At 64.0% G+C, this 20,764-nt stretch carries 20 protein-coding genes; 8 read left to right on the plus strand and 12 right to left on the minus strand.

The window, feature by feature from the left end:
- Positions 1-96 precede the first annotated feature (96 nt).
- Together NE591_RS08135 and NE591_RS08140 are read left to right on the plus strand one after the other, a co-directional pair.
- Positions 97-1,026 carry a DMT family transporter gene (locus NE591_RS08135; RefSeq protein WP_114539358.1) on the plus strand — a complete coding sequence of 310 codons (930 nt, stop codon included), beginning with the start codon at positions 97-99 and terminating at the stop codon, positions 1,024-1,026.
- Between the two features lie 216 nt (positions 1,027-1,242).
- On the plus strand, positions 1,243-2,727 hold the full coding sequence (locus NE591_RS08140) for a S10 family peptidase (protein WP_173112032.1): 1,485 nt from the start codon (positions 1,243-1,245) through the stop codon (positions 2,725-2,727).
- Between the two features lie 103 nt (positions 2,728-2,830).
- Here the strand turns inward: NE591_RS08140 and NE591_RS08145 are convergent, their stop codons facing one another.
- The 3 genes from NE591_RS08145 to NE591_RS08155 all read right to left on the minus strand — a co-directional run bounded on the left by NE591_RS08145 (position 2,831) and on the right by NE591_RS08155 (position 6,181).
- A complete protein-coding gene (locus NE591_RS08145; RefSeq protein WP_202427919.1) occupies positions 2,831-3,583 on the minus strand; it encodes an SDR family NAD(P)-dependent oxidoreductase in 753 nt (250 codons plus the stop codon).
- Positions 3,584-3,731: 148 nt separating this feature from the next.
- A complete protein-coding gene (locus NE591_RS08150) occupies positions 3,732-4,184 on the minus strand; it encodes a hypothetical protein (protein ID WP_173112035.1) in 453 nt (150 codons plus the stop codon).
- Between the two features lie 284 nt (positions 4,185-4,468).
- Complete coding sequence (locus NE591_RS08155; protein WP_256156566.1) at positions 4,469-6,181, minus strand: FAD-binding protein; 1,713 nt, start codon at positions 6,179-6,181, stop codon at positions 4,469-4,471.
- A gap of 253 nt (positions 6,182-6,434) precedes the next feature.
- Here NE591_RS08155 and NE591_RS08160 point away from each other — a divergent pair, with 253 nt between their 5' ends.
- A complete protein-coding gene (locus tag NE591_RS08160) occupies positions 6,435-7,976 on the plus strand; it encodes a helix-turn-helix transcriptional regulator (protein WP_161128322.1) in 1,542 nt (513 codons plus the stop codon).
- Between the two features lie 101 nt (positions 7,977-8,077).
- On the opposite strand, the gene NE591_RS08165 is transcribed toward NE591_RS08160, so the two are convergent.
- The 6 genes from NE591_RS08165 to NE591_RS08190 form a co-directional block, all read right to left on the minus strand.
- Positions 8,078-9,409, minus strand: coding sequence for a helix-turn-helix domain-containing protein (locus tag NE591_RS08165; RefSeq protein WP_173112041.1), 1,332 nt, complete (start codon positions 9,407-9,409; stop codon positions 8,078-8,080).
- Positions 9,410-9,495: 86 nt separating this feature from the next.
- The gene (locus NE591_RS08170) at positions 9,496-10,671 is read right to left on the minus strand and encodes an SLC13 family permease (RefSeq protein WP_231699583.1); all 1,176 of its coding nucleotides are present in this window, start codon (positions 10,669-10,671) and stop codon (positions 9,496-9,498) included.
- A gap of 476 nt (positions 10,672-11,147) precedes the next feature.
- A complete protein-coding gene (locus NE591_RS08175) occupies positions 11,148-11,903 on the minus strand; it encodes a carboxymuconolactone decarboxylase family protein (protein ID WP_114539532.1) in 756 nt (251 codons plus the stop codon).
- 665 nt (positions 11,904-12,568) lie between these two features.
- A complete protein-coding gene (locus NE591_RS08180) occupies positions 12,569-12,997 on the minus strand; it encodes an MOSC domain-containing protein (protein WP_173112044.1) in 429 nt (142 codons plus the stop codon).
- A 240-nt stretch (positions 12,998-13,237) separates the two neighbouring features.
- Entirely contained in the window at positions 13,238-13,618 is a 381-nt protein-coding gene (crcB, locus tag NE591_RS08185) for a fluoride efflux transporter CrcB (protein WP_173112047.1), read from the minus strand.
- A gap of 130 nt (positions 13,619-13,748) precedes the next feature.
- Entirely contained in the window at positions 13,749-14,264 is a 516-nt protein-coding gene (locus NE591_RS08190; protein WP_173112050.1) for a hypothetical protein, read from the minus strand.
- Positions 14,265-14,456: 192 nt separating this feature from the next.
- Here NE591_RS08190 and NE591_RS08195 point away from each other — a divergent pair, with 192 nt between their 5' ends.
- The 4 genes from NE591_RS08195 to NE591_RS08210 all read left to right on the plus strand — a co-directional run bounded on the left by NE591_RS08195 (position 14,457) and on the right by NE591_RS08210 (position 18,091).
- Positions 14,457-14,987 carry a GntR family transcriptional regulator gene (locus NE591_RS08195; protein ID WP_173112053.1) on the plus strand — a complete coding sequence of 177 codons (531 nt, stop codon included), beginning with the start codon at positions 14,457-14,459 and terminating at the stop codon, positions 14,985-14,987.
- A complete protein-coding gene (locus tag NE591_RS08200) occupies positions 14,984-16,111 on the plus strand; it encodes a DUF1648 domain-containing protein (RefSeq protein ID WP_173112056.1) in 1,128 nt (375 codons plus the stop codon). Before NE591_RS08195 ends, NE591_RS08200 begins: the two co-directional genes overlap by 4 nt.
- A gap of 68 nt (positions 16,112-16,179) precedes the next feature.
- Complete coding sequence (locus tag NE591_RS08205; protein WP_157012048.1) at positions 16,180-17,376, plus strand: DNA-deoxyinosine glycosylase; 1,197 nt, start codon at positions 16,180-16,182, stop codon at positions 17,374-17,376.
- 259 nt (positions 17,377-17,635) lie between these two features.
- Positions 17,636-18,091, plus strand: coding sequence for a hypothetical protein (locus NE591_RS08210; RefSeq protein ID WP_114539538.1), 456 nt, complete (start codon positions 17,636-17,638; stop codon positions 18,089-18,091).
- 51 nt (positions 18,092-18,142) lie between these two features.
- On the opposite strand, the gene NE591_RS08215 is transcribed toward NE591_RS08210, so the two are convergent.
- A complete protein-coding gene (locus NE591_RS08215; RefSeq protein ID WP_173112058.1) occupies positions 18,143-18,691 on the minus strand; it encodes a phosphatase PAP2 family protein in 549 nt (182 codons plus the stop codon).
- A 346-nt stretch (positions 18,692-19,037) separates the two neighbouring features.
- Between NE591_RS08215 and hypB the strand changes: the two genes are divergently transcribed.
- The gene (gene hypB, locus NE591_RS08220; RefSeq protein WP_114539540.1) at positions 19,038-19,718 is read left to right on the plus strand and encodes a hydrogenase nickel incorporation protein HypB; all 681 of its coding nucleotides are present in this window, start codon (positions 19,038-19,040) and stop codon (positions 19,716-19,718) included.
- A 31-nt stretch (positions 19,719-19,749) separates the two neighbouring features.
- On the opposite strand, the gene NE591_RS08225 is transcribed toward hypB, so the two are convergent.
- Together NE591_RS08225 and NE591_RS08230 are read right to left on the minus strand one after the other, a co-directional pair.
- Entirely contained in the window at positions 19,750-20,067 is a 318-nt protein-coding gene (locus NE591_RS08225; protein WP_114539541.1) for a hypothetical protein, read from the minus strand.
- A gap of 208 nt (positions 20,068-20,275) precedes the next feature.
- Positions 20,276-20,746: an MGMT family protein gene (locus NE591_RS08230; protein WP_173112062.1), complete on the minus strand. Its 471-nt coding sequence runs from the start codon at positions 20,744-20,746 to the stop codon at positions 20,276-20,278.
- Positions 20,747-20,764: the final 18 nt, after the last annotated feature.

Consider the following 20,764-nt stretch of genomic DNA (forward strand, 5'->3'; position numbering starts at 1 on the left):
GCGTAATACTCATAGCAGAGGTGATGTATTCGCGCTTTTCGCAATGATACAGGGGCGCTACCCTGATGGCAAGCGGTTCCGGCGAAAGGGGTTCCCATGACAGTGCGGCAGGCGGAGATGCTTCTGGCGGCGATCATCGCCGCGCGGGCCACCTCGTTCATGTTCAGCAAGATCCTCGTGGGGACCATGGCCCCCTTCAACATCCTCGCCGTGCGGTTCCTCATCGCCGCGGGGCTGCTGATCGTCTTGTTCCATCGGCGCCTGCTGAAGCTGGACCGGCGAACGCTCGGCTGCGGGGCGGCCATGGGAGGCGTGTTCTTCGCCAGCATGGCCCTGGAAATGCACGCTCTCACCGGGGCATCTTCGTCGACGGTCTCCTTCTTGGAGAACACGGCCATCGTGCTCGTGCCGATGGCGGCGGCCCTTATGGCCCGGCGCCGGCCGGCGGCGCCCGTGGCTGCGGCCTGCACCGTGGCCATGATCGGCGTGGGGCTGCTCACCGCGGGCGGCGGGCCGGGCGGCGATACGGTGCCCGGCGTCCTTTTCGGGCTGGGGTCGGGAGCGGCCTATAGCGCGGCCATCTTGACGACGGCGCGGCTCTCCCAGGAGGGCGACCCGCTTACCCTCGGCATCGTGCAGGTGGCCACCATGGGCCTTCTGGCCCTGGGCGCCTCCCTCGTCTTCGAGGCGCCGGTGCTGCCGACGGCCCCTGCGGAATGGGGCAGCCTGGCCGCGCTCATCGTCGTGTGCACCGGCTTCGGCTTCACGCTGCAGCCCGTTGCCCAAAGCCGCCTGTCCGCCGATGTCGCGGGCCTGCTGTGCGCCCTGTCGCCGTTTGTGGCCGCGGTGCTGGGGGCGGTGTTTCTGGGCGAAGCGGTCACGCCGTGCCGTCTGGCCGGCATGGCCCTGATTGCGGTCGCGATGCTCGTCGCCAGCCTGCCGCGCGGCCTCACCCCGCGCGGCCTCACCCCGCGCGCCATCGGGCAGCGCCTGCGCCGGCCGCGCCCCTCCCGGGCCGTGCGGTAGCCGAGGGCATCTTCCGGAGGCGCTCCAGCGCACCTCTGCCAGCGCGGTCGGCGGCCCAGTTCACAGCTGGGCGACGGTTGGGCGCGGGCCGGGTGACAACGGGGCGCTCCCGAGGGGGAACGGCGCGGCGGGCCTTAGGCTCGTCGATGGCGCCGTTCGCCCTGCCGCCCCCGTTGGGGGCGGGGGCGCGGTCCGTTCACGACAAAGGAGTCCATCATGGCAGAAACCAGCCCCTCCTTCACCGTCACCATGAACGACGGGAAGAGCACACAACCGGAACAGCCCGTCCCCGAGCCGGCTAGCAAGCAGCTCACCTGGACTGACGGCAAGCAGACCGTCAAGTACACCGCCACTGCCGAGATGCTGCCGCTGCATACCGACGACGGCACGCTCATCGGGCACATGTTCGCTCTCTCCTACGTAAGCGATGCGGCCGACAAGTCCGATCGCCCCGTCACCTTCTGCTGGAACGGCGGCCCGGGCGGCTCGTCGGCCATGGTGAACATCGGCGGCTTGGGCCCGCGCCGCGTGCCCATCAGCTCCATCAAGCAGCTGCCCTGTCCGACGGCGCCTGAGGACAATCCCTACTCGCTTCTGCCCACGACCGATCTGGTGTATCTGGACGCCATGGGCACCGGCTACTCCAAGGTGGCCGAGGGCTACGACCCCAAGAAGGTGTGGGGCGTCGACGGCGACGCGGACGCCTTCATGCGCGGCATCGCCCAGTGGCTCACCACCCACGAGCGCTGGAACGCGCCCTTGTACCTGTATGGCGAGTCCTACGGCACCATGCGCAACTCGGTGCTCATGCGCGTGCTCGGCGAGCGCGGCATCGCGCTGACCGGCGTCATCGAGCAGTCCTCCATTCTGGACTACGCGCCCACCCTGGCCGGCAACGACCTGTACTACATGGGCATGGTGCCCGTGTACGCCGCCACGGCCAACTACTTCGGCAAGGCCGGCGCCGGCGTCGACCAGTTCGAGTGGTTCGACCGCGCCTGGAGGTTCGTCGATGAGAAGTACGGTCGCGCCCTCATCGCGAGCGACTCCATCACCCCAGAAGAGGAGCACGAGCTGGCCGTCGAGATGAGCGAGCTCATCGGGCTTCCGGCCGAGTTCATCGAGGGCAAGCACCTGCGCATCGAGCTGGACACCTTCCGCAAGACCATCATGGCCGACGAGGGCCTGTTCACCGGCCGCTACGATACGCGCTTCACCGAGCCGGCCTACATGGATGTGCAAGGCGACAACGAGTTCTTCGCCGGCGAGGATCCCTCCGGCGACGCCATCATGACGCCGGACCAGTCCGCCTGGATGAAGCTCGTCCAGGAGACGGGCTTCAAGGGCTCGCCGATCAACCTGCTGCTTTCCATGAAGGTGAACGAGGAGTGGAACTGGACGCACCAGGCGCCCGGCACCATGGGCAGCCCCGTGTGCCCGAACACCGCCTACGATATGGGCACGGCCCTGCGCCGCAACCCGTTCTGCCGCGTGCTGTTCTTCGGCGGCATCCACGACGCGGCCACGCCGTTCTGGAACGTGAAGCACTCCATCTCGAAGATGTTCTTGCCCGAGTCCATCACGAGCCGCATCGAGTACAAGGTGCATGAGAACGGGCACATGGCCTACGAGGATCTGCCCACCTTGGAGAAGATGGCACCGGAGCTGGCCGCCTTCTACGAGAAGCGCCACGAGGCGTAAAACGCGCTGTATTGCTTGTGCGGATGCTTGGAACTGCAGATGCATGAAAACGGCCGCCGCCCTTTGAAGGACGGCGGCCGTTCTGTATGGCTCTGCGAAGTGCTTACGGACGCGACAGGCCGTCTACGGGCAGCACGGCGCCCGAGACGTAGCTGGACATGTCGCTGGCCAGGTACAGGCAGGCACAGGCGATGTCCTCGGGCTCGCCCATGCGGCCGAGCGGGATGGACTCGATGAGCGGCTTGATGACCGAGTCGGGCAGCGCGTCCACCATATCGGTGTGAGTGACGCCCGGGGCCACGGCGTTCACGCGGATCTTGTGCTTGGCCAGCTCGCGGGCGAGCGACAGCGTGAGCCCGTTCACGGCGAACTTGCTCGTGGGATAGGCGAAGCCCGAGGGCTGGCCGTACTTGCCCACCATGGAGCTCGTATTCACGATGGAGCCGCCCTCGCCCTGCTCGATCATGATGCGCGCCGCCGCCTGGGTGCACACGAACACGGCGGTCACGTTGATGGACATGACCTTGTTGAACTCCTCCAAGGTGTAGTCCACCAGCGGCGTGCGGGAACTCACACCGGCGTTGTTGCACAGCACGTCCAAACGGCCGAAGCGGTCGACCACTGAGGCGAAAGCCGCCGCTACGGAATCGGGGTCGGTCAGCGAGGGCGCGATGCCCATGACGTTGTCGGTGAAGCCCTCCTCAGCGAGCTTGGCCAAGGCCGCATCCACGGTCTCCTGGCGCGAGCCGGCCAGCGCCACCTTCGCGCCGTTCTTCAAAAACTCGCGCACGATGGTGAATCCGATGCCGCGTGTGCCGCCGGTGACGATGGCTACCTTGCCTTCTACGATGCCCATGGGCGTCCTTTCTCTTGGGTAAACTCGCATAATCATATCGCGGAGGAACTGCCCCGTTGGTTTCGGGACGGTTACAAAGCGAGAGGCTCAGAGCGAAGGCTAGGGCAGAGAGGGGCGAGGGCGAGGGCGGGGCGCAAGTCGGCAGCTGCTAATTCCGCGTCCAGCGTTCGTTCTCGTCGTACCACATGAACAGCTCGTAGACGCGAAGGCTGGGGGCGATCAGGTAGGTCTCGGGCGTGAAGCCGAATGCGGGGCTGTCGCCGTTGACGACGGCGGTGCCCAAAAGCATCTCCGGCGTGGCCTGGGTGCGGCGATGCTCGGCGGCGATGCGGGCCGCTTCGTCGGGATGCTCTTCAAGCCAGCTTTCGGCCTGGGTCTCCACGTGGCGCATCTCGGCCAGCAGGGCTTCGCGACGCAGTTCGCGCAGCTCGTCGATGCGGTCGTAGTAGTCGATGCGCACCCGTGGCGTGCGCACGCCCTCGGTCACGTAGAGGCGCACGAGCTCCATGGGCATGCGTTGGGCGAGATCGTGCAGGCCGGCGCTGAACTCCTTGGACTTGCGCCACGTGGAACGGGCAAATGCCACTTCAGTGGTAATCATAAGGGCCCCTTTTGTCGTTTCAGCAGTGTTTGAAGCCACGCGCTCACTATAGCACGCGCGTACTCGCGGCGCGAGGGCGATTCTGTGTCGGTTTGCTGGCGATTTCAGGGAAAGGGAGGGTGGTCTGGATGGCGTCCGGCTTTTCAAGCCAAAAACCTGCAGAAAGTCCACCGCCGCGCGACGGGGAGGGTCGTACGCGCGGCGGGGGCGATGGTTGGCGGTTGGTGAAGCGGGCTCACGGGAAGGCGAAATGGACGAATGAGCCTTCCCGTGCTCGCAGGCTGCTATTGAGCGGCGCCGGAGAGCAGCTTCGCCACGTGACGGCCCTCAACGGAGCTGCGGCCGCAGGCCACGCCTACGACATACTCGGGATAGTTACCCGAGAAGAAGCTGCCGGATACGTCACCAGCGGCATACAGGCCCTCGATGACGTTCAGCTCCGGATCGAGCACCTGGCAGTTCTCGTTAATGCGCAGACCGTCGATCGTGGTGAGCAGCGAGCCGCCGAACCAGCAACCGTAGAAGGGGGGCTGGCGGATGGCGGAGAGGCGGTAGGCCTCCTTGCCGAAGTCCTCGTCCACCTGGTTGTCGTAGAAGCCGTTGTAACGCTCCACCTCGGCGAGGAAGTTATCCTTGTCCTGGCCGGTGAAGCCGAGCATGTCGGCCAGCTCTTCAATGGTGTCGGCTTTCATGAGGATGCCGGCCTCTTGGGAAGCGGCAGTGTACTCGTCGTAGGTCATGCCCATCTCGATGTAGGGCACCACGCGCGAGCAGCCGACGGTTTCGAAGCGCAGCATATCATCCATCATGTTGCTGTCGTAGACCTGGCACCACACCCCGCCGGGCTGGTAGGTGGCGGCGAAGCAGATGAAATCGTAGGGGGTAGACTCGTTGGCGAAGCGTTGACCGCGGCGATTCACCTTCATGAAGGGCTGGCTGCCGATGTTCTCTTGGAAGATGCTGCCACGGAACATGGCGCCTTCGCCTTCGCCCTCGTAGCCGGCATCCACGCCAGGAGCCACGGCCCCACGGTCGAAGACCATGGGGGCGGCGTCCTTGTCTTTAGAGGCTCCGGCCCACAGCCCCGCCTTGATGCCGTCGCCTGTGCAAGTGGGATTGAAGCTGGAGGCGGTGCAGCAGGCTACAGCGGAGGGCTGCAGGGCGGTCATCATCACGGGGTTGGCCGCGTAGCCGCCCGTGGCGAGCAGGGTGTTTTTAGCATTGATCTGCTTCATACCGTCTTTGGTTTCGAAGATAGCGCCCGTCACCTTGCCATCGGCGTGAACAAGCTTCACCATCTTATGCTCGAACAGAATGTCGTGACCTTGGCCGGACAAGCGCTCGGCGATGACGTCGTTGCGCGTGGGCGGGACGTAAGAGGGCTCCCACAGGTGCTGCACATAGGGCACATAGTAGTCGGTACCGCCAGTGGCGTGCTCGGGCGGCATGTCCAGCATGACCTCTTTGCCGGCGTCTTTCATTACCTCGGTCACCCAATCAATGTATTCGGCCGAATCGTCGATCCAACGCTTGATGAGCTTCTGGTTGCACTTGCCGGAGGCGTAGCGCGTCAGCTCGTTCAAGAGCTTCGGCCGGTCGATGGTCACGTTGTTGGCCTTGGCGTAAGCGGTGTCTACGCCGCCGAGGTACTCGCGGGTCTCGGGAACCTGGTTGCTCTTATCGCAGACAATGAAGTTGAGGCCCAAATCGGCCGCCGCGCCAGCAGCGGCAAGGCCAGCCGTGCCGGCGCCAATGATGAGGAAGTCGGTGTCGAGGGTTTCGACGATGTCGCTCTCGGCGATTTCGGGCTCTGCGCCAAGCCAGTCTTCCGCGACCGCTGCGGCTTCGGGCGTCGCGGCTGCGTCGCCGGTTGCGCTGAGGTCTTTCTCGGCCGAAGTCTGGGGCGCGCATCCTGCCAAGCCCATGGCCCCCACGGCGGCCACGGCGCCAAGGCCGAGGAAGTCGCGGCGGTTCATCTTCATCGATTCTTTGCTCATAGTCCCTCCTGTATCGTGGATCTCTCTTGCGTCGACGAGCGGTGTGATTGGCCGACGCAATGCGTCATCATGGAGGAACTGCGCGATAGAGGCCATCGCTTGCGCGCGGTTATTCGAGAAATCACCTCTCTGAGGTGATACCGCTACCAGGGGTTTTCTGAACCTGAGGGAGGCGAGTTGCTATACTTCTCTTTTGAGGAGGAGCTCCTGTGGAGTGCGGGTGCGATAACGTGAGAGGCTCGGGGAGAAATCGATGGGAAAGGCAATAACCAAGGACAGCGTATTCGACTCGATGCGCCGTGTTGAGGCGGCGCTCAAGTTGCGCTATATGGGCATTGGGTTTGTCTGGGCGTGGTTGTATTGCACCTATGCAACGTCAGCGGTGTTTCCCTACCGAAGCGGTCAGTCCATCAACTCCGATGAATCATGGCTCCTCTCGGCGGTAGCTGTCGTGCTCGGATTTCTCGTCGGTGGCTTGTTGCTGAGTCGAAGACCGCTCGGGGGCCACTGCTTGCGAAGATTTTCCATAGCGGCAGCGCTGCTTTTGGCGGCGGGAACCATTGTTTCGGCTCTGGGCGCATTTGCATTGGGGCTTGCGTGGCTGGGAGGGGCCATGACAGGCGTGGGCTATGCGTTGCTCAGTCTGCTGTGGGCCCGTGCGCTCATGGTGCTGGATGTGGAGGAGCTGGAAGCGGTAGTGCCTCTCTCGTCGCTAGTTATCGTGCCGTGCGTTGTGGTATACCCTCTGCTGGAGGGGGTTGTGGGCGTAGTGGCGACGGCGTCGCTGCCGCTGATGTCCGGCGTCTTGCTTCTCCTTTGCTTGCGTGAGGGGGCTAAACGGTGCGGCGTCGAAGAGGCGGCGTCAGGCGTTGGGGGGATGTCGCCCTACCTCAAGGAAGCTGAAGCGTCGGGCGCCGCTTCAGCTTCGTCGGGTGCCGGCGCGTCTCTATCCCGACGCTTCGGAATTGCAGAATCGTGGGGCTTCTATCTTGGACGCGTCGCGGTTGTTCTCGTGGTGCTGTATCTCGCCATCGGGTGGCAGGCCGCTTTGGCCGATGTCCGCGACAGTATGCATGCGCTCATCGATCTTGATGTCTCCATGCTCATTTCCAGCCTTGCCAGCGTAGCTTTGGGCATTGCCATCGTATTCTTTTCGAGAAGGGTGAGTTTCACGGGGTTGTTCCGCTGGGCGGTTCCGTGCGTGATCATAACGCTTGTACTGCATGGGTCTTCCGGTCTGTGGGCCGGATTTGTCTCCAACGCCATCGGGGATACTCTTGATTCGCTCATTCAGGTGCTGGTGTATTTGTTTGCGATCACTCTTGCCAAGCAAGGAAAGGCGCCTGTGGCCTTGGGCGTGGGGCTTCTCAATGGCTCCGTGCAGCTGGGTGTGCTTTTTGGCAACCTTGCGGGGAGCGCATGCGCTGGTCCCGCCGCGGCGTCTTCTGAGGTTGCCTTTCTGTCGGCGCTCATCTGCCTCGTGGCCCTCGTTGGCATTGTGGCGCCCCAGCGCGAACCGATTGAAGTGCGGCCGATGGCTGAGGCGGGTTCGGATGCGCTTGAGCACTCACTCATGGTGGGGTGCGAACTGCTGCAGAAGAAATTCGGCCTGTCTGATCGCGAGACGGAAATTGCCTTTCTCCTAGCCCGTGGTTACAGTCGTCCCTATATCCGCGAGAAGCTGTTCATCTCCAAGAACACGGTGGCAACGCATATCAGGCACATCTATGGAAAACTCGGCATTCACTCGAAAGAGGAACTTATCGATTTAGCTACCGAGGCGGCAAGGAAGTAGAAGGCTCGGAGTTGCCTCTTCTTTCGATGCCTTTACGGAGATGTCTTTGTGGGCGTTTTCTGGGCGCGATGGGCAGGGCGGTGCTTGGTCGTGTGTTGCTTCTAGCCGAACAGCAGATGCAAGAAATCGATGCGCTTCTGCAACCCTTCGTAGATGAAATCGGTGCGGCCGTACATTGAAGGGTTCTCGTCGAGAAAATCGCTGGCCCATTCGGGGAATCCCGCGAGTTTGTCCAGATCGAGCCAAGAGGTGTCGCCTATGAGACGCAGCTGCCGGTCGGCGTCTTCGTAGAAGGGACGCATATTCACCACGAAGGGCGTGTAAGCCAGCTCTCGCGTGGGCACGCGGCACCAGAGGCTCGAGCCGGTGTCGAACAACGGGGCAGCGCGGTACTCGAGGGTTTCCACATCGCGGATGAGACCGAAGTTGCGCCAGTGACGATCGGTGTTGGCCATGATGTCGTCGCAGAGGATCATCTTTCCGAGGGCTGTTTCGATGTCCTCCACGCCCAGCGCGGCGCAGCATTCCACGTAATGACGGTAGCTGTCGCGGTGGGGGACCTGAGGGAGAACCTCGTTCACGTAGTAGGCGGGGATGAACTCCTCGGTGGGGCCGACGAAGTTCGGGCACGAGCTGACCGGCGCGCCGCCCCATTCGATCAGCGTGTAGGGAACGTAGTCTCCGTCAGACAGCAGGCGCGAGAAAAGCTCCGTGGCGATAACCTCGTTGTAGGGTTCCTGATCGAGCAGCGTACCTCCCTTGAGCAAGCATCGCTCGCCATTGCGGCACACCCAGCGTTTGGAAAGAACGCCGTCGGAGGTGTTGTCGGGGGAGTCGAGGCCCACGTCGGCCATCCATTCTTCGACCGGCGCTTCGGAGAAATCGTTCTCGAAGTAGTTGACGTCGCTCCAGCGAATCTCGCTTCCATAGGGCTTGATCCAGTACTGGTCGGAAAGGGAGAGCCCCATACTTTTGAAGGGGAGATCATAGGTGTCGGCAACGCCGAGCTCGACCAGCTTCGCTTCGATGCCGTGGCGCGCCTTCGGAATGGCACGATGACACCACCAGTAGGAAAGTGCGGTTTTCGAGGCTTTTGTTCCCCGCGGGGACATGATGGAAAGGGGAGCGCGTTTGGCGTCGATGATCTCATCGGCATCGAGAAATTCTCCCGTCGAGGCGTCGAAACGGAAAGCGAGCACCTCATGGTCGCGGTTCATGAGCAGGTAACGGGAGATGTTTGGCTGGCTCAGGCGCGCGCTTGGTCGGCCGCGACCGGGGTTGTGCTCGCGGCGTGCCTCGACGCTCTTTTCGTCTATGAGCCAAATGCCCGCAACTTGTTCGGCGGCTAACACGCCGCTTTTGATGAGCTGGCGAACACGGGCGGGGCTCACGCCGAGCTTTGCGCTGGCTTCGGCAACGGTAATGCTGAACATAGGCTCCTCCAAAAAATCTTTCGATTGCGAAATATTATCACGGAATTAGTAATTCTAGAAAAATCTTTCGAAATCGAAATATTTTTCTAGAAGGAAGACGCCGTCCCGCAAGCAATCAAGAGAATGGCCAGGAAACCAAAGTTCAGCACGCTGAACAGGGCGAGGAAGCGACCAGTGGATAGCTCGGGCAACGCGGTCGCTCGGGGGAAGATTTTGCGCACGCTGGTGAAGTGCTGCAGCGTGATGAGGCTCGCAAGTGAGCCAACAAGGGTGCCGGCGCCTCCGATGTTCACGCCGACGAGCAGGGGCTGCCATGCGCCCGTGAAGTGGGAGAGCAGCACAGCGGCGGGCACGTTGCTGATGATCTGGCTTAAGCCGGCGCTCACGAGCAGGCCGTGATCGGCCATGAGGGGCGAGAGCCATGCGGACACCTCTGGCACGCGCGCCAGGTTGCCCGCGAACACGAAGAAGCAGGCGAAGGTGGCGAGTAGGCCCCAGTCCACGGCGGCCAAGGCGCGCCGGTCGAGGGCGGCGAGCGCGGCGGCTACGACGGCGACGGCGGCGGCGACGGGCACGATGCGGAATACGGCCAGCAAAGTGAGGGCGACAAGCGCTCCGTAGATTGCCAGGCGCCGTCGGCTGAGCGGCATCGGCACGGCGAGACTGCGCGTATCGTCTCGGCCACAGCTGCCGTTCGACTGACCGCACAGCCACCAGGTGCAGGCGACGATGCCGGCGGTCGACAGCGCGAAGGGCAGTGCCATAGCGGCCAGGAAATCGCCGAGGTCGAGCCCGTAGTAGGAATAGAGATACAGGTTCTGCGGGTTGCCGAAGGGGACGATCATCCCGCAGAGGTTCGCAGCCAGACTTTGCAGAACGAACACGGGCGCCACGAGACGGGGGAGGTTTGCGCCCATAAGGGTGGCTGCCGAAAGTGGCAGCATCATGATAAGGGCCATGTCGTTGGTTGCCACGCATGAAAGCCCGGCCGTCGTGAGCACGAGGGCCAGCGCGAGGGGCCTAGGACTGCGAAACCGTGCGATGACGGCGCGGGCCGCCCGGTCGAAAGCGCCCATGAGCCGCAGTGCGCTTGCCACGGCCAGCACGCAGAACAGGCATCCAAGGGTCTTCCAATCGAAATACCCCAGATAGGCCTCGTCGGGCGGCACCGCCAGGGCGGAAGCCGCAGCCGCCATCGCCGCCACCACAAGCACGGCGTGCTCGCGTAGGAAGGCAGCAGGAGTGGTGGCGGAGATACGCAAGGGACGCTCTTTCTCGAAACAGGACAGTGCCCGTAGTGTACCCCAACGTCGCACAAACAAAGAGCGCCGTTACCGGGATGAGCAGTAGCCCCGAGCCACCCGGGAAGGGCTTTGCTCTCGAGGGAGGCCTTTTTTGCACGAGATCTCGAGTTATAAGCGTCTGAACTCTGCGTTGCGTTCGGTCTTCGGAAGAAGTTTTTGGAAAACGCCTGGTCAAAGCTTCGCGCGCATCGAGACTATTCCGGGTCACTGAAGGATCTGTCTCCTAAGACGCTTATAACTCAAGATCTCATGCGTTTTCCGAACGGTTCGTTGACCGAGAGGCGGCGAGTCGCTTATAACTCGATATTTGACGCATGCTTGAATGCGATGCAAGTATGCGGAACGGCTCGGCTCCTACTTCGATGGCGTCGGAGCCGAGCCGTTTAGGGTGCCAGCGATTTGCGAGACACTTGGGCGGCCACTCGTGCGTGCTGTTACGAAAGGGCGGCGTACTCCTCGTCGGTGACGGGCTCGCACCACTCGTTTGCGCAATCGGTGCCCGGGGCCTCGAAGGCCACGTGGCTCATCCAACGGTCGGCGGTGGCACCGTGCCAGTGCTTCACGTTGGCTGGGATATACACCACGTCTCCGGCGACGATCTTGCGGGCAGGCTCGCCCCATTCTTGGTACCAGCCCTCGCCGTCGGTGACGAGCAGGATCTGGCCGCCGCCTTCGGCCGCGTGGTGGATGTGCCAGTTGTTGCGGCAGCCTGGCTCGAAGGTGACGTTGGCGATGAACTGGGTCTTTTCCGAATCGGTCAACGGGTTCAGGTAGGACTGACCCGTGAAGTACTGCGCGTAGGCGTCGTTGGGCGCGCCGAGGCCGAACAGGCCGCCGTGACCCTCGGGGTTTTCAAAGTCCAGCGGGTCTGCGGCGTACACCTTCAGCGCCACGCGGAAGGCAGCCCAGGCGTTGGGCCAGCCGGCGTAGAAGGCCACATGAGTGAGGATGGCGGCCATCTCGCGGGCCGTGACGCCGTTCTTCTTGGCGTTGGCCACGTGGTGCTCGAACGAGCCGTCGGCCATTCCCTTGGCCACCAGCGTGGTCACGGTGAGGATGGAGCGCATCTTCAGGGTAAGCTCGTCGCTGCTCCACACCTCCCCGAACAGCACATCGTCGTTCAAGGCGGCGAACTGAGGCGCGAAGGTGCCGAGCGCATCGCGGCCGGCGGTCTGTACTACTTTGGGCATGAGGTTCCTCGATTCTTTTGGGGTGTTTCCGACGCTACTGCTCATTGCGCGCCTTCAAGTTTTACGCACTTGCTTTCTCGTTACCCTAAACCTTCGAGTAAGCTCAAAGTCAAGGCACAATTGCGAGAGCGAAGAAGTTTCTGCCGGTCGTTGAATCCCCCTGTTTTTGCATGAGATTGACGGTTATGAGCGTCTGGTTCTCGCGCGAAGGAGTTCAGCGCGAAAGGCCCTTGGCAAAACTCCAGGTCAACAGACTGTATGTGATACGGCTCTTTCAAATCCGTATTCGGTTAGCGCCCCCAGACGCTCATAACCGGTGATTTGCTGCAATTTCGAGGTGGTTCGTCGACCGAGAACGTGAGTGAGTGCTCGTATGCCTATCTTTTATGGGCCATGACGAACACGCAGTTGCTTTTGACGAGAGTGCCCGCGACAATAGGGAAAACGATGCGGAAAGCGGCGGTCCGGCCGCCGCTTCGAAGCAGGCGTCTCGGAAGAGGCCATCGACGAGTTCGTTACCCCCTACGCCGAGTAGCCGCGCAGTTTAACCTTCACAAAACTGGTCAAGTTGCCTTGCCAATTATTGAAAAACTGGCAGAGTTGCTTGGCCAGTTACGGGGACGTTAGATTCTGCGCGTCCCCGCTGTCTGCCTCTTCGCGACCTGCTATGCGATCTCGATAAGGTCGCCGGGGGCGATGGTGCCGCCGGCGATCACTTTGCAGAAGACGCCCTCGCGGGGCATGATACAGTCGCCCATCTGGTGGTAGATGGCGCAGTGGGCGTGGCACTGCTTGCCGATTTGGGTCAGTTCCAGCACCACGTCGTTGCAGACGAAGCGCGTGCCGATGGGGAGGCTTTTCAGGTCGAAGCCCTCGACGATGATGTTCTCGCCGAACGCCCCATGGCCCACTTCGGCGCCGCGGTTCTTGAATGCCTCGATCTGCTCGTAGGGCAGAAGGCTCACCTGGCGGTGCCACGGCGCAGCGTGGGCGTCGCCCTCGATGCCCCAGTTGGGCCTAAGCTCGATGACGGCTTGCTCGGTTTTCTGGATTCCCTTGATATCGCTCGTGCATACGGCTTTGATCACGCCCATGATGCACCTTTCTCGCTGGCGATGGGTCGTGCGCCACTCTCGACCCACCCGGTGCATAGGACTTGGCCCCCGACCCGCTGCACGACGCTGAAGGGGGAATGCCGGCGCGCCCAAATTCTAGCGAACCCCTAGACTATTTGCAAGCGGGGATAGTAGAAGCGAATGCTCCTTTACCAGTTTTAGAGCCTTTAGAATTTTTAGCAGTCTTAGCCAAGGCCCCCGACGCGGCTCTTCTGGCGTCTAGCCTGTCGGCATGAGCGCGCGAGCGAGCACCTTTCCGACCAGCACGCCGGCGACGCACAAAACGACGCTGACCAGGGCGTAGGCGCCGGCGATGGCGTATTGGCCGCCCTCGATGAGCCCGAGGGTCTCCAGCGAGAAGGTGGAGAACGTCGTGAACCCGCCGCATAGGCCCACCTTCAAAAACAGCACCGCCTCGCGGGAAAGGGCGCCGGCGGCCAGCTCGGAGGTCTCCACGATGGCCCCTATGGCCACCGACCCCAGGAAGTTGATGAGCAGCGTCATGAGCGGCAGCTCGCTTCCCAGCGGGATGAGCCCCAGGCCGTAGCGTCCCATGGCGCCCAGCGCGCCGCCCGCTCCCACGCATAGAAGCTCCGTCATTGCTCGCTCTCCTTTCCCAGTCTGTCGCGCGCCCAGTATACGCCATCGGGGAAGGAGGGTGGAGCGATGGCCGTCTCTTTCGCGGTGGTCCGGGTGTGGGCCATCGGGCAGTCCGGCCGACGGGCGCCCTTCAGCGGCGGTTCCGGTGCATCCCGTCGGGAAGGCCGGCTTCGGGGATGTGCAGCGTTCCGGCTTTCTCGCGGCGGCGCATGTCCCACAGCATGATCGCGGCCACGGCCAGAAGCGGCAGGCCGCCCACGATGCCCGTGCACAAGGGCCCCACGAAGGGGTTGCCGCCCGAAAGCGAGAACAGCGTCACGCCGTTAGTCGTGCCGTTCGCGGCCCCGTGCCCGATGGCCGCGGCAAACGTGGAGCCGGTGCGGATGGTCACGTAGCTGAGGAAGATGGCGAGCACGGTGCACCAGGCGCACATTTGGAATCCCTCGCGCGTCACGAGGCGCGTGAGCACCACGCCCAGGGCGGGGAAGAGCATGGTGAGCGCCACGGAGACCATGTAGGCGAGGTCGGGCGAGAGGAACTCGCTCGCGTAGGGGGCGGTGCCTTGGGCGATGGGGTACACCACGAGAAAGTCGTAGGCGTAGGTGATGCCGAAGGTGATGGCGAGAAAGACAAGGGCGCGTTTCATAGCGGAGTCCTTTCGTCGGGAACGAGCGGGCAGGGCTTCGGGTGGCCGCGGCGGCTTTCGCGGGGCGACGAGAAGCCGATCGCCCGTATTTTGTTCTATGACAACTAGAACAGTTTATGTTATACTCCGAGTAGAACAAGAAGTCAATGGCCCGTAGCGCGCCGCTACGGGCCGCTCGGAAAGGACGCCCCCATGCTCATCGCCGTCGACGCCGCGGCCGCCGAGCCGCTCTACCTGCAGATACGCAACCAGATTGTGGCCGGCATCGCCACCGGCCAGCTGGAGCCGGGCCAGTCGCTGCCCTCAGTGCGCTCCCTAGCGAGTGACTTGGGCATCAACCTGCACACGGTGAACAAGGCCTACGCGGTGCTGCGCGACGAGGGCTACGTGCGCATGCGCGGTCGCGCCGGGGCGGTGATCGCCGATCCAGCTGCCGCCGATCGCGCCGACGCCGACGCATCGGCCCAAGTGAAGATGGAGGACGACCTCTTCAAGCTGGCCTTGGCCTTCCGAGCCCGGGGCGGCGCGCGCGGCCAGTTTCTGGAAGCGGCCGCTGCCCAGGCCGCACGCGCCTACGGGGTGATGGAAGATGCCGAGCCCGCCCCGCGCCCGACGCGGAAGAAGAAGGCTGCCGGTGGGTCGTCGGTGGCGGCCGCGGGTGCAGGCACGTCGTCGGTGGCAGGTGCGGCTGCAGCCGCGGGCGAGGCGGTGGTGCCCCAATGAGCGTGACGTCTCCCGTAATTCCTCTTCTCGGGCTTTTGACCCTCGTCGTTCCCCTCATGGGCGTGCTCATGGCGCTCACGCCCTACCTCATGCCGAAGCGCGAGTGCTTTGCCGTCACGGTGCCCGACGATGTGGCGCGCGATCCTTATCTGCGCCGCCTGAAACGCACCTATCTTGCGATCATGCTGGCGCTTGCGGCGGCGGCAACGATTGCGTGCGCGGCAGCCCTTGCGCTCGATCCCGAGCACGCCTTCGTCGCGACGCTGGTCGTGGCCGCCCTCGTCCTGTGCGTGGGCGGCTACGCCCTCATGCTGTATTTCCGCGCGAAGGTGCAGCGCTACAAAAAGGCTCAGGGCTGGGTGGCCGAGGGGCGCCGCAGCGCGGGATTTATCGGCGACGAGCCCTTCCCGAAGCCTTTGTCCCTCGCCTGGGATCTGCTGTACGTGCCCGTGATCCTCATTACGCTGGCCATGGGCATCGTGGGCTATCCCGCCATGCCCGACAAGGTGCCCCTGCACATGGATTTGGCGGGGAAAGTGAACGAGTGGGCCGGCAAGTCGCCGGGCGTCGTCGCGTTCCCCGTACTGTTCGTGCTGTTCATCGCCGTATGCCTCACCGTGGCCCATTGGGTGATTCTGCGATCGAAAAAGGGCAGCGACCCCGCCATGCCGGCGGCGAGCGCCTGGGCCTACGGCATGTTCGCCCGCGCTCAGAGCGTGATGCTCGTCGGCATGGGTCTGCTCGTGAGCTTGCTGGGGCCCGTTATCCAGCTGACGTTTCTCGGCGTGCTTTCCATGGCCCAGGCTCTCGTGCCCATCGGGGTCGTGGTGGCGGTCATACTGGTGGCGAGCACCGCGGTGAGTCTCGTGTACGGCCAGAACGGCAGCCGCCTGCTCGCCCGGGTGAGCGCCGACGGGCGCGGCGGCGCCATGCCGCGCGACAACGACCGGTATTGGAAGGGTGGCATCTTCTACGTGAACCCCGACGACCCGGCGCTGTTTCTGCCTGAGCGCTTCGGTATCGGCTGGACGATCAATTTGGGGCGCCCCGCAGCGTGGGCTTTTGTGGTAGGCTTCGCTCTGGTGATCGCGGGATTCATCGCGGCGTCGTTTCTGCTCACCTAAGGAGTCGGGCGCAAGCGGCCGTTCGCGTCCCGCCGGGGCCATCGCGCGAGGAGCAAAGGGAGGCTGCCATGAAAGATTGCGCCCAGCCGCTGCAGCACATCGAGCACGGTATTCCGCCGGTGTTTGACGAGCGCTCGGAGGTGCTCGTGCTGGGCACGATGCCCTCGCCGAAATCGCGCGAGGCGGCGTTTTTCTACGGGCATCCGCAGAACCGGTTCTGGCGCGTGCTCGCTGCGCTGTTCGACGAGCCGGTGCCCGAGGACAACGCCGAGCGCGCCGATCTGCTGCTGCGCCATCACATCGCGCTGTGGGACGTGCTGGAAAGCTGCGACATCCGGGGCGCCTCGGACGCCTCCATCGCCAACCCCCACCCCAACGATCTGTCGCGCGTTTTGGAAAAGGCGCCGGTGCGCCGGGTGTTCTGCACGGGTGCGGCGGCGGGGCGCTACTACGCGAAGCTATGCGAGGCTGCCAGTGGCTTGGCCGCCGAGGTGCTGCCCTCGCCGAGCCCGGCCAACGCGGCCTGGTCTCTGCCGCGGCTTGTGGAAGCCTATCGTCCCGTAGCCGATGCGACGACCCCCTTTAAGCCTCCCGTGCTTGAGGTGTCCCAGGTGGTGGCGCTCGAGCGGGCCATCGCGGAGGCGGGCACGCCGCTCGACGCGCTCATGCGCCGCGCCGGCCGCTTCCTCGCCTTCGAGGCGTGTAAGGCGCTGGAAGGGATGGAAGGCGCGAAGGAAATAGTCATCCTCTGCGGCAGCGGCAACAACGGCGGCGACGGCTGGGTGGCCGGGGAGTACCTGGACCGCTGGGGCATTCCCGTCTGTCTCGTGACAGCGGTGGAGCCCGCGGCGCTTACGGCCGAGCCGGCTCGCGCGGCCGCCCTGCGGGCGACGGCGTCCCTGAGCGCGCACAGCCAGGTGGTTCTCGCGCCGACGGACGCGGAGGTGTCGGCCCTGCTTAACGGCGCCTCGCTCGCCATCGATGCCCTTTTGGGCACTGGGTTCGCCCACGAGACGGTGAAGGCGCCCTTCGACGGCTGGATCCGCGCTCTCAACGCTGCCCGCGACCGAGGCACGTTCGTGGTGGCCGCCGACGTGCCGAGCGGGCTTTCGGCCCAGATGGGCCGCGCGGCGAAAGATGTCGTGCGCGCCGACCTCACCGCCACGATGATCGTGCCGAAGCCGGGTCTTACCGCCGGAGATGGCCCTGCGCACTGCGGCCGCGTCGTGGTCGCGCCGATCGCCTACATCGAGCCGCTCGTCTAGAACTTGCCAGAATTGGCCATCGCAGAATACGCGGGGATCGGGCCGAACTGCTGCCCCGCATCGCATTTCGACTGACGCGGATGCGTGTGGCCCCTATAAGGTTTCCGCAAGTTGAAATTTTGCTGTCGAGACCATGTGCCTTATGGAAGTGGGCGGGCGCGGGTGCTATGGTGCCCAGGAAAAACTAGTGGCCGCGCGGTGCCCGCGCCGAAAAGAGACGAGCGCGTCGCAGCGGCATTCAGCCAAAGGAAAACTCGCCATGTTCAAAGTTCGCTCGAAGTACCTGCTGCTCATCGCGGCGGCCGTGTGGCTCATCGCTGGAAGCCAAGTCGCCCGCATGGGCATCGAGGCCATCGCGGCCGGCAACGGCAACCCGTGGCTTCTGCTCATCGGCATCCCCGCCACCTTCGTCGTCTTCCACATGATGTTCTCCAAGCTGGTGGGCAAGCATGCCGCCCGCATCCGCAGCTACGGCGAGGAGAAGATGCACGTGCTGAAGTTCTTCGATGTGCGCGGCTACCTCATTATGGCCGTCATGATGGGCGGCGGCATCGCCCTGCGCTCCTTCCATCTGGTGCCGGGTTGGTTCATCGCCTTCTTCTACACCGGTCTCGGCATCGCGCTCGCGCTTGCCGGCGTGGGCTTCCTCGTGCACTACTTTCATCGCGACGGGTATATCACCTGCCCCGTGACCGGGAAGGTGCGAGAGGGATAGGGGCTTCGGTCTCAAGGTGATTCCTCGCGTGCCCGTTTCGCGCGTCGGCGCCTAAGTGTGCGATTGCGATCGCCGTTCCTGAAGTTTGCGGCTTGCCGCTTCGACGATTTTGGCGGCGGCGAATCCCGCGAGCAGCCCGACGACGGTCCCCGCCAGCACATCGGTGGGGTAGTGCACGTAGCAGTACAGCCGCGTGAGCGCCATGAGCACCGCGCCGATGCCGACGACGATGACAAGAGGTTTGGGCCCCTTCGAGAAAAGCAGCGCCCCGAACGCGGCGAAGGCGGCGGTAGCGTGCCCGGAGGGAAACGACGAGCCGTGGGGCCGATCGACGATCATGGGCACGAGCGGGTTCACGTCGCACGGTCGCGGGCGCATGATCAGGGGCTTTAGAATGCCGCTCGTGACAATGGCGCCGATGAGAACGGCGACGAGGACGGCCGCGCCCAGCTTGCGCGTCTTTGGAATGATGGCGAGCACGATGCCGAGCAGGATCCAAATCTGGCCGACGTCGCTCGTGCTCGTATAGGCGGCAACAAGGGCGTCGAGCCAGGGTGTGTGGATGGGCTGGATGGCATCCAGGATGGCAAGTTCGTTCACGGCAGGGGAGGCGAGTGTCTTAAAGGGAAGGCTTCGGGGAAAGGCTCGCCCCGCGCTCCTTTCAGGCACAAGGCTACAGGAAGCGGCGCCGGCGGGCAACCCGTCGCGCTCTCAAAAACGCAATGCCGATCGTCCCGAAGCGCTCCATCGGCTGCGATATCCATGGTTTTCCAGGTAATCCGCGCGCTTGCTTGCCCATGCGCGAACGCGGCGATGCGCATTCGGCAATCCGCATAGCCGATTCCCTTTCTGCATTGCCCAAAGGGCGCTGCGCCCGTTACTATGGAACTGAACAGTATTTGGAAGGCGCCGGGCGGCAGGGCTCGGCGCCGGCGAAGGAGGCATCATGGATCAGACGCGCGTCATCGAAGTGAAGAAGAACATCCTGGCGGCCAACGACGAGGCGGCCGACGCCTTCCGCGCGGCGCGCGCCCAGGAGGGCACGTTCTTCGTGGACGTCATGGCGAGCCCGGGCGCCGGCAAGACGACGCTTTTGCTCGCGCTCATCCGCGAGCTGCGTGCCCGGGGCGTCGAGGCCCTCGGCGTCATCGAGGCCGACCTGGAATCCGACGTGGATGCCCTCAAGATCAAGGAGGCCGGCGTCGCCTCCGTGGAGCTGAACACCCGCGGGGTGTGCCATGTGGAGATGGGCATGGTCACCATGGCCTTCGAGGCCTTCGACGGCGATCGCTTCGACTACCTGTTCCTTGAGAACATCGGCAACCTCGTGTGCCCGGCCGACTTCGACACCGGCGCCCACACCCGCGTCATGCTGCTGTCGGTGCCCGAGGGCTGGGACAAGGTCATGAAGTACCCGCCCATGTTCGCCGCCGTGGACGCGCTCATCGTCACGAAATGCGATTACCTGCCCTTGAACGAGGACTTCGACATGGATCGCCTGAAAGAGCAGGCGCGCCTCCTGAACCCCGCGCTCGACATCTTCGTCACGAGCGCCCGCACCGGCGAGGGCATGGCCGAGCTCGCCGACTGGATGCAAGCCCAGCGCGCCGAGAAGGTGCAGGGTTAAGGCAGCTTGATGGAGTTCTTGCAGATGCGCCCTACACCCCGAGCGGGGCGTCGTCATCGTAGGGGAGGCGGGCCACCAGCTCGCAGTACTCTTGGATCTGCTGGCGCGTCTCGTGATCGAACAGGGCGATGTGCTCGTGGGCCTCTTCGGCGAACTGCTTCACTGGCCAGCGACGGGCTTCCTTGTCGCGGCCCTCTTTCTTCTCGATGACGTCGGCCCATTCCTCGGCCGCGGCCATGGCGTGGCGCAACTTCTCGGGGATGTCCTTCGTCTCGCCGGTCTTTTCCATGGCCGGAATGATGACGCTCTGCTTCGCGATGATCTTCTCGAGCAACTCTTTATCTTCCATGATGACGCCTCCTTGATGCGTTGGGATGTGCGACAGGATGCCGTCGGTTCTTTCGGGAAGGCGAAGGAGTCGGCGGTTCCGAAGACCCATGGTAATCCGCGCCGGGCACGGTGGCACCTTTTGTCAGGAAACGGTCATCGAGCCAGGGGAGACCCGTTGCCAAATGGCGAATGTGCGCACCGGCGCCCGCCTCGGAACGAATGGGAACCTAGGCGTGGCGTTCCTTTTTGCAGTCGGGGCGCGGCGCGGCGCAGGTCTCGCAATGGTGCAGCGGGTGCTCGGCCAGTTCGGCTTCCCAGTCGAAGTCCGGGGGCGGCGCGGTGGGCATGTCGTTCTCGCCGGGTGCGGCGCTTTCCGGACGGCCGTCCCACTGGAACTCTTCCATGAGCACGCGGCCCTCTTCGTCGAAGGCGATCCCCTCGGCGGCGAGCATGCCTCGCTGCTCGTCGGGGCCTCCGAACGCGAAACCGGTGGCCATGCGTCCGTCCTTGAATACGACCCGATGGCAGGGGATGCAGCCCGGATCGGTGCCGGGCTCTGGGTTGGCGTGCAGGGCATAACCGACGTAGCGCGCCGTGCGCGGGGCGCCGATGAGCCGTGCCACCTGTCCGTAGGTGGCCACCTTTCCGCGCGGTATGCGCCGCACGACGGCGAACACCCGGTTGGCGTAGTCTCCCATGAGGTCTCCTTCGGTGCG

The sequence above is a fragment of the Adlercreutzia sp. DFI.6.23 genome, from assembly GCF_024462535.1.
Lineage (GTDB): Bacteria > Actinomycetota > Coriobacteriia > Coriobacteriales > Eggerthellaceae > Adlercreutzia > Adlercreutzia rubneri.

Excerpts from the sequence above, each read along its gene's own strand:
- NE591_RS08135 (WP_114539358.1), top strand. The coding sequence starts at position 97 with ATGACAGTGCGGCAGGCGGAGATGCTTCTGGCGGCGATCATCGCCGCG.
- NE591_RS08140 (WP_173112032.1), top strand. The coding sequence starts at position 1,243 with ATGGCAGAAACCAGCCCCTCCTTCACCGTCACCATGAACGACGGGAAG.
- NE591_RS08145 (WP_202427919.1), bottom strand. The coding sequence starts at position 3,583 with ATGGGCATCGTAGAAGGCAAGGTAGCCATCGTCACCGGCGGCACACGC.
- NE591_RS08150 (WP_173112035.1), bottom strand. The coding sequence starts at position 4,184 with ATGATTACCACTGAAGTGGCATTTGCCCGTTCCACGTGGCGCAAGTCC.
- NE591_RS08155 (WP_256156566.1), bottom strand. The coding sequence starts at position 6,181 with ATGAGCAAAGAATCGATGAAGATGAACCGCCGCGACTTCCTCGGCCTT.
- NE591_RS08160 (WP_161128322.1), top strand. The coding sequence starts at position 6,435 with ATGGGAAAGGCAATAACCAAGGACAGCGTATTCGACTCGATGCGCCGT.
- NE591_RS08165 (WP_173112041.1), bottom strand. The coding sequence starts at position 9,409 with ATGTTCAGCATTACCGTTGCCGAAGCCAGCGCAAAGCTCGGCGTGAGC.
- NE591_RS08175 (WP_114539532.1), bottom strand. The coding sequence starts at position 11,903 with ATGCCCAAAGTAGTACAGACCGCCGGCCGCGATGCGCTCGGCACCTTC.
- NE591_RS08180 (WP_173112044.1), bottom strand. The coding sequence starts at position 12,997 with ATGGGCGTGATCAAAGCCGTATGCACGAGCGATATCAAGGGAATCCAG.
- crcB (WP_173112047.1), bottom strand. The coding sequence starts at position 13,618 with ATGACGGAGCTTCTATGCGTGGGAGCGGGCGGCGCGCTGGGCGCCATG.
- NE591_RS08190 (WP_173112050.1), bottom strand. The coding sequence starts at position 14,264 with ATGAAACGCGCCCTTGTCTTTCTCGCCATCACCTTCGGCATCACCTAC.
- NE591_RS08195 (WP_173112053.1), top strand. The coding sequence starts at position 14,457 with ATGCTCATCGCCGTCGACGCCGCGGCCGCCGAGCCGCTCTACCTGCAG.
- NE591_RS08200 (WP_173112056.1), top strand. The coding sequence starts at position 14,984 with ATGAGCGTGACGTCTCCCGTAATTCCTCTTCTCGGGCTTTTGACCCTC.
- NE591_RS08205 (WP_157012048.1), top strand. The coding sequence starts at position 16,180 with ATGAAAGATTGCGCCCAGCCGCTGCAGCACATCGAGCACGGTATTCCG.
- NE591_RS08210 (WP_114539538.1), top strand. The coding sequence starts at position 17,636 with ATGTTCAAAGTTCGCTCGAAGTACCTGCTGCTCATCGCGGCGGCCGTG.
- hypB (WP_114539540.1), top strand. The coding sequence starts at position 19,038 with ATGGATCAGACGCGCGTCATCGAAGTGAAGAAGAACATCCTGGCGGCC.
- NE591_RS08225 (WP_114539541.1), bottom strand. The coding sequence starts at position 20,067 with ATGGAAGATAAAGAGTTGCTCGAGAAGATCATCGCGAAGCAGAGCGTC.
- NE591_RS08230 (WP_173112062.1), bottom strand. The coding sequence starts at position 20,746 with ATGGGAGACTACGCCAACCGGGTGTTCGCCGTCGTGCGGCGCATACCG.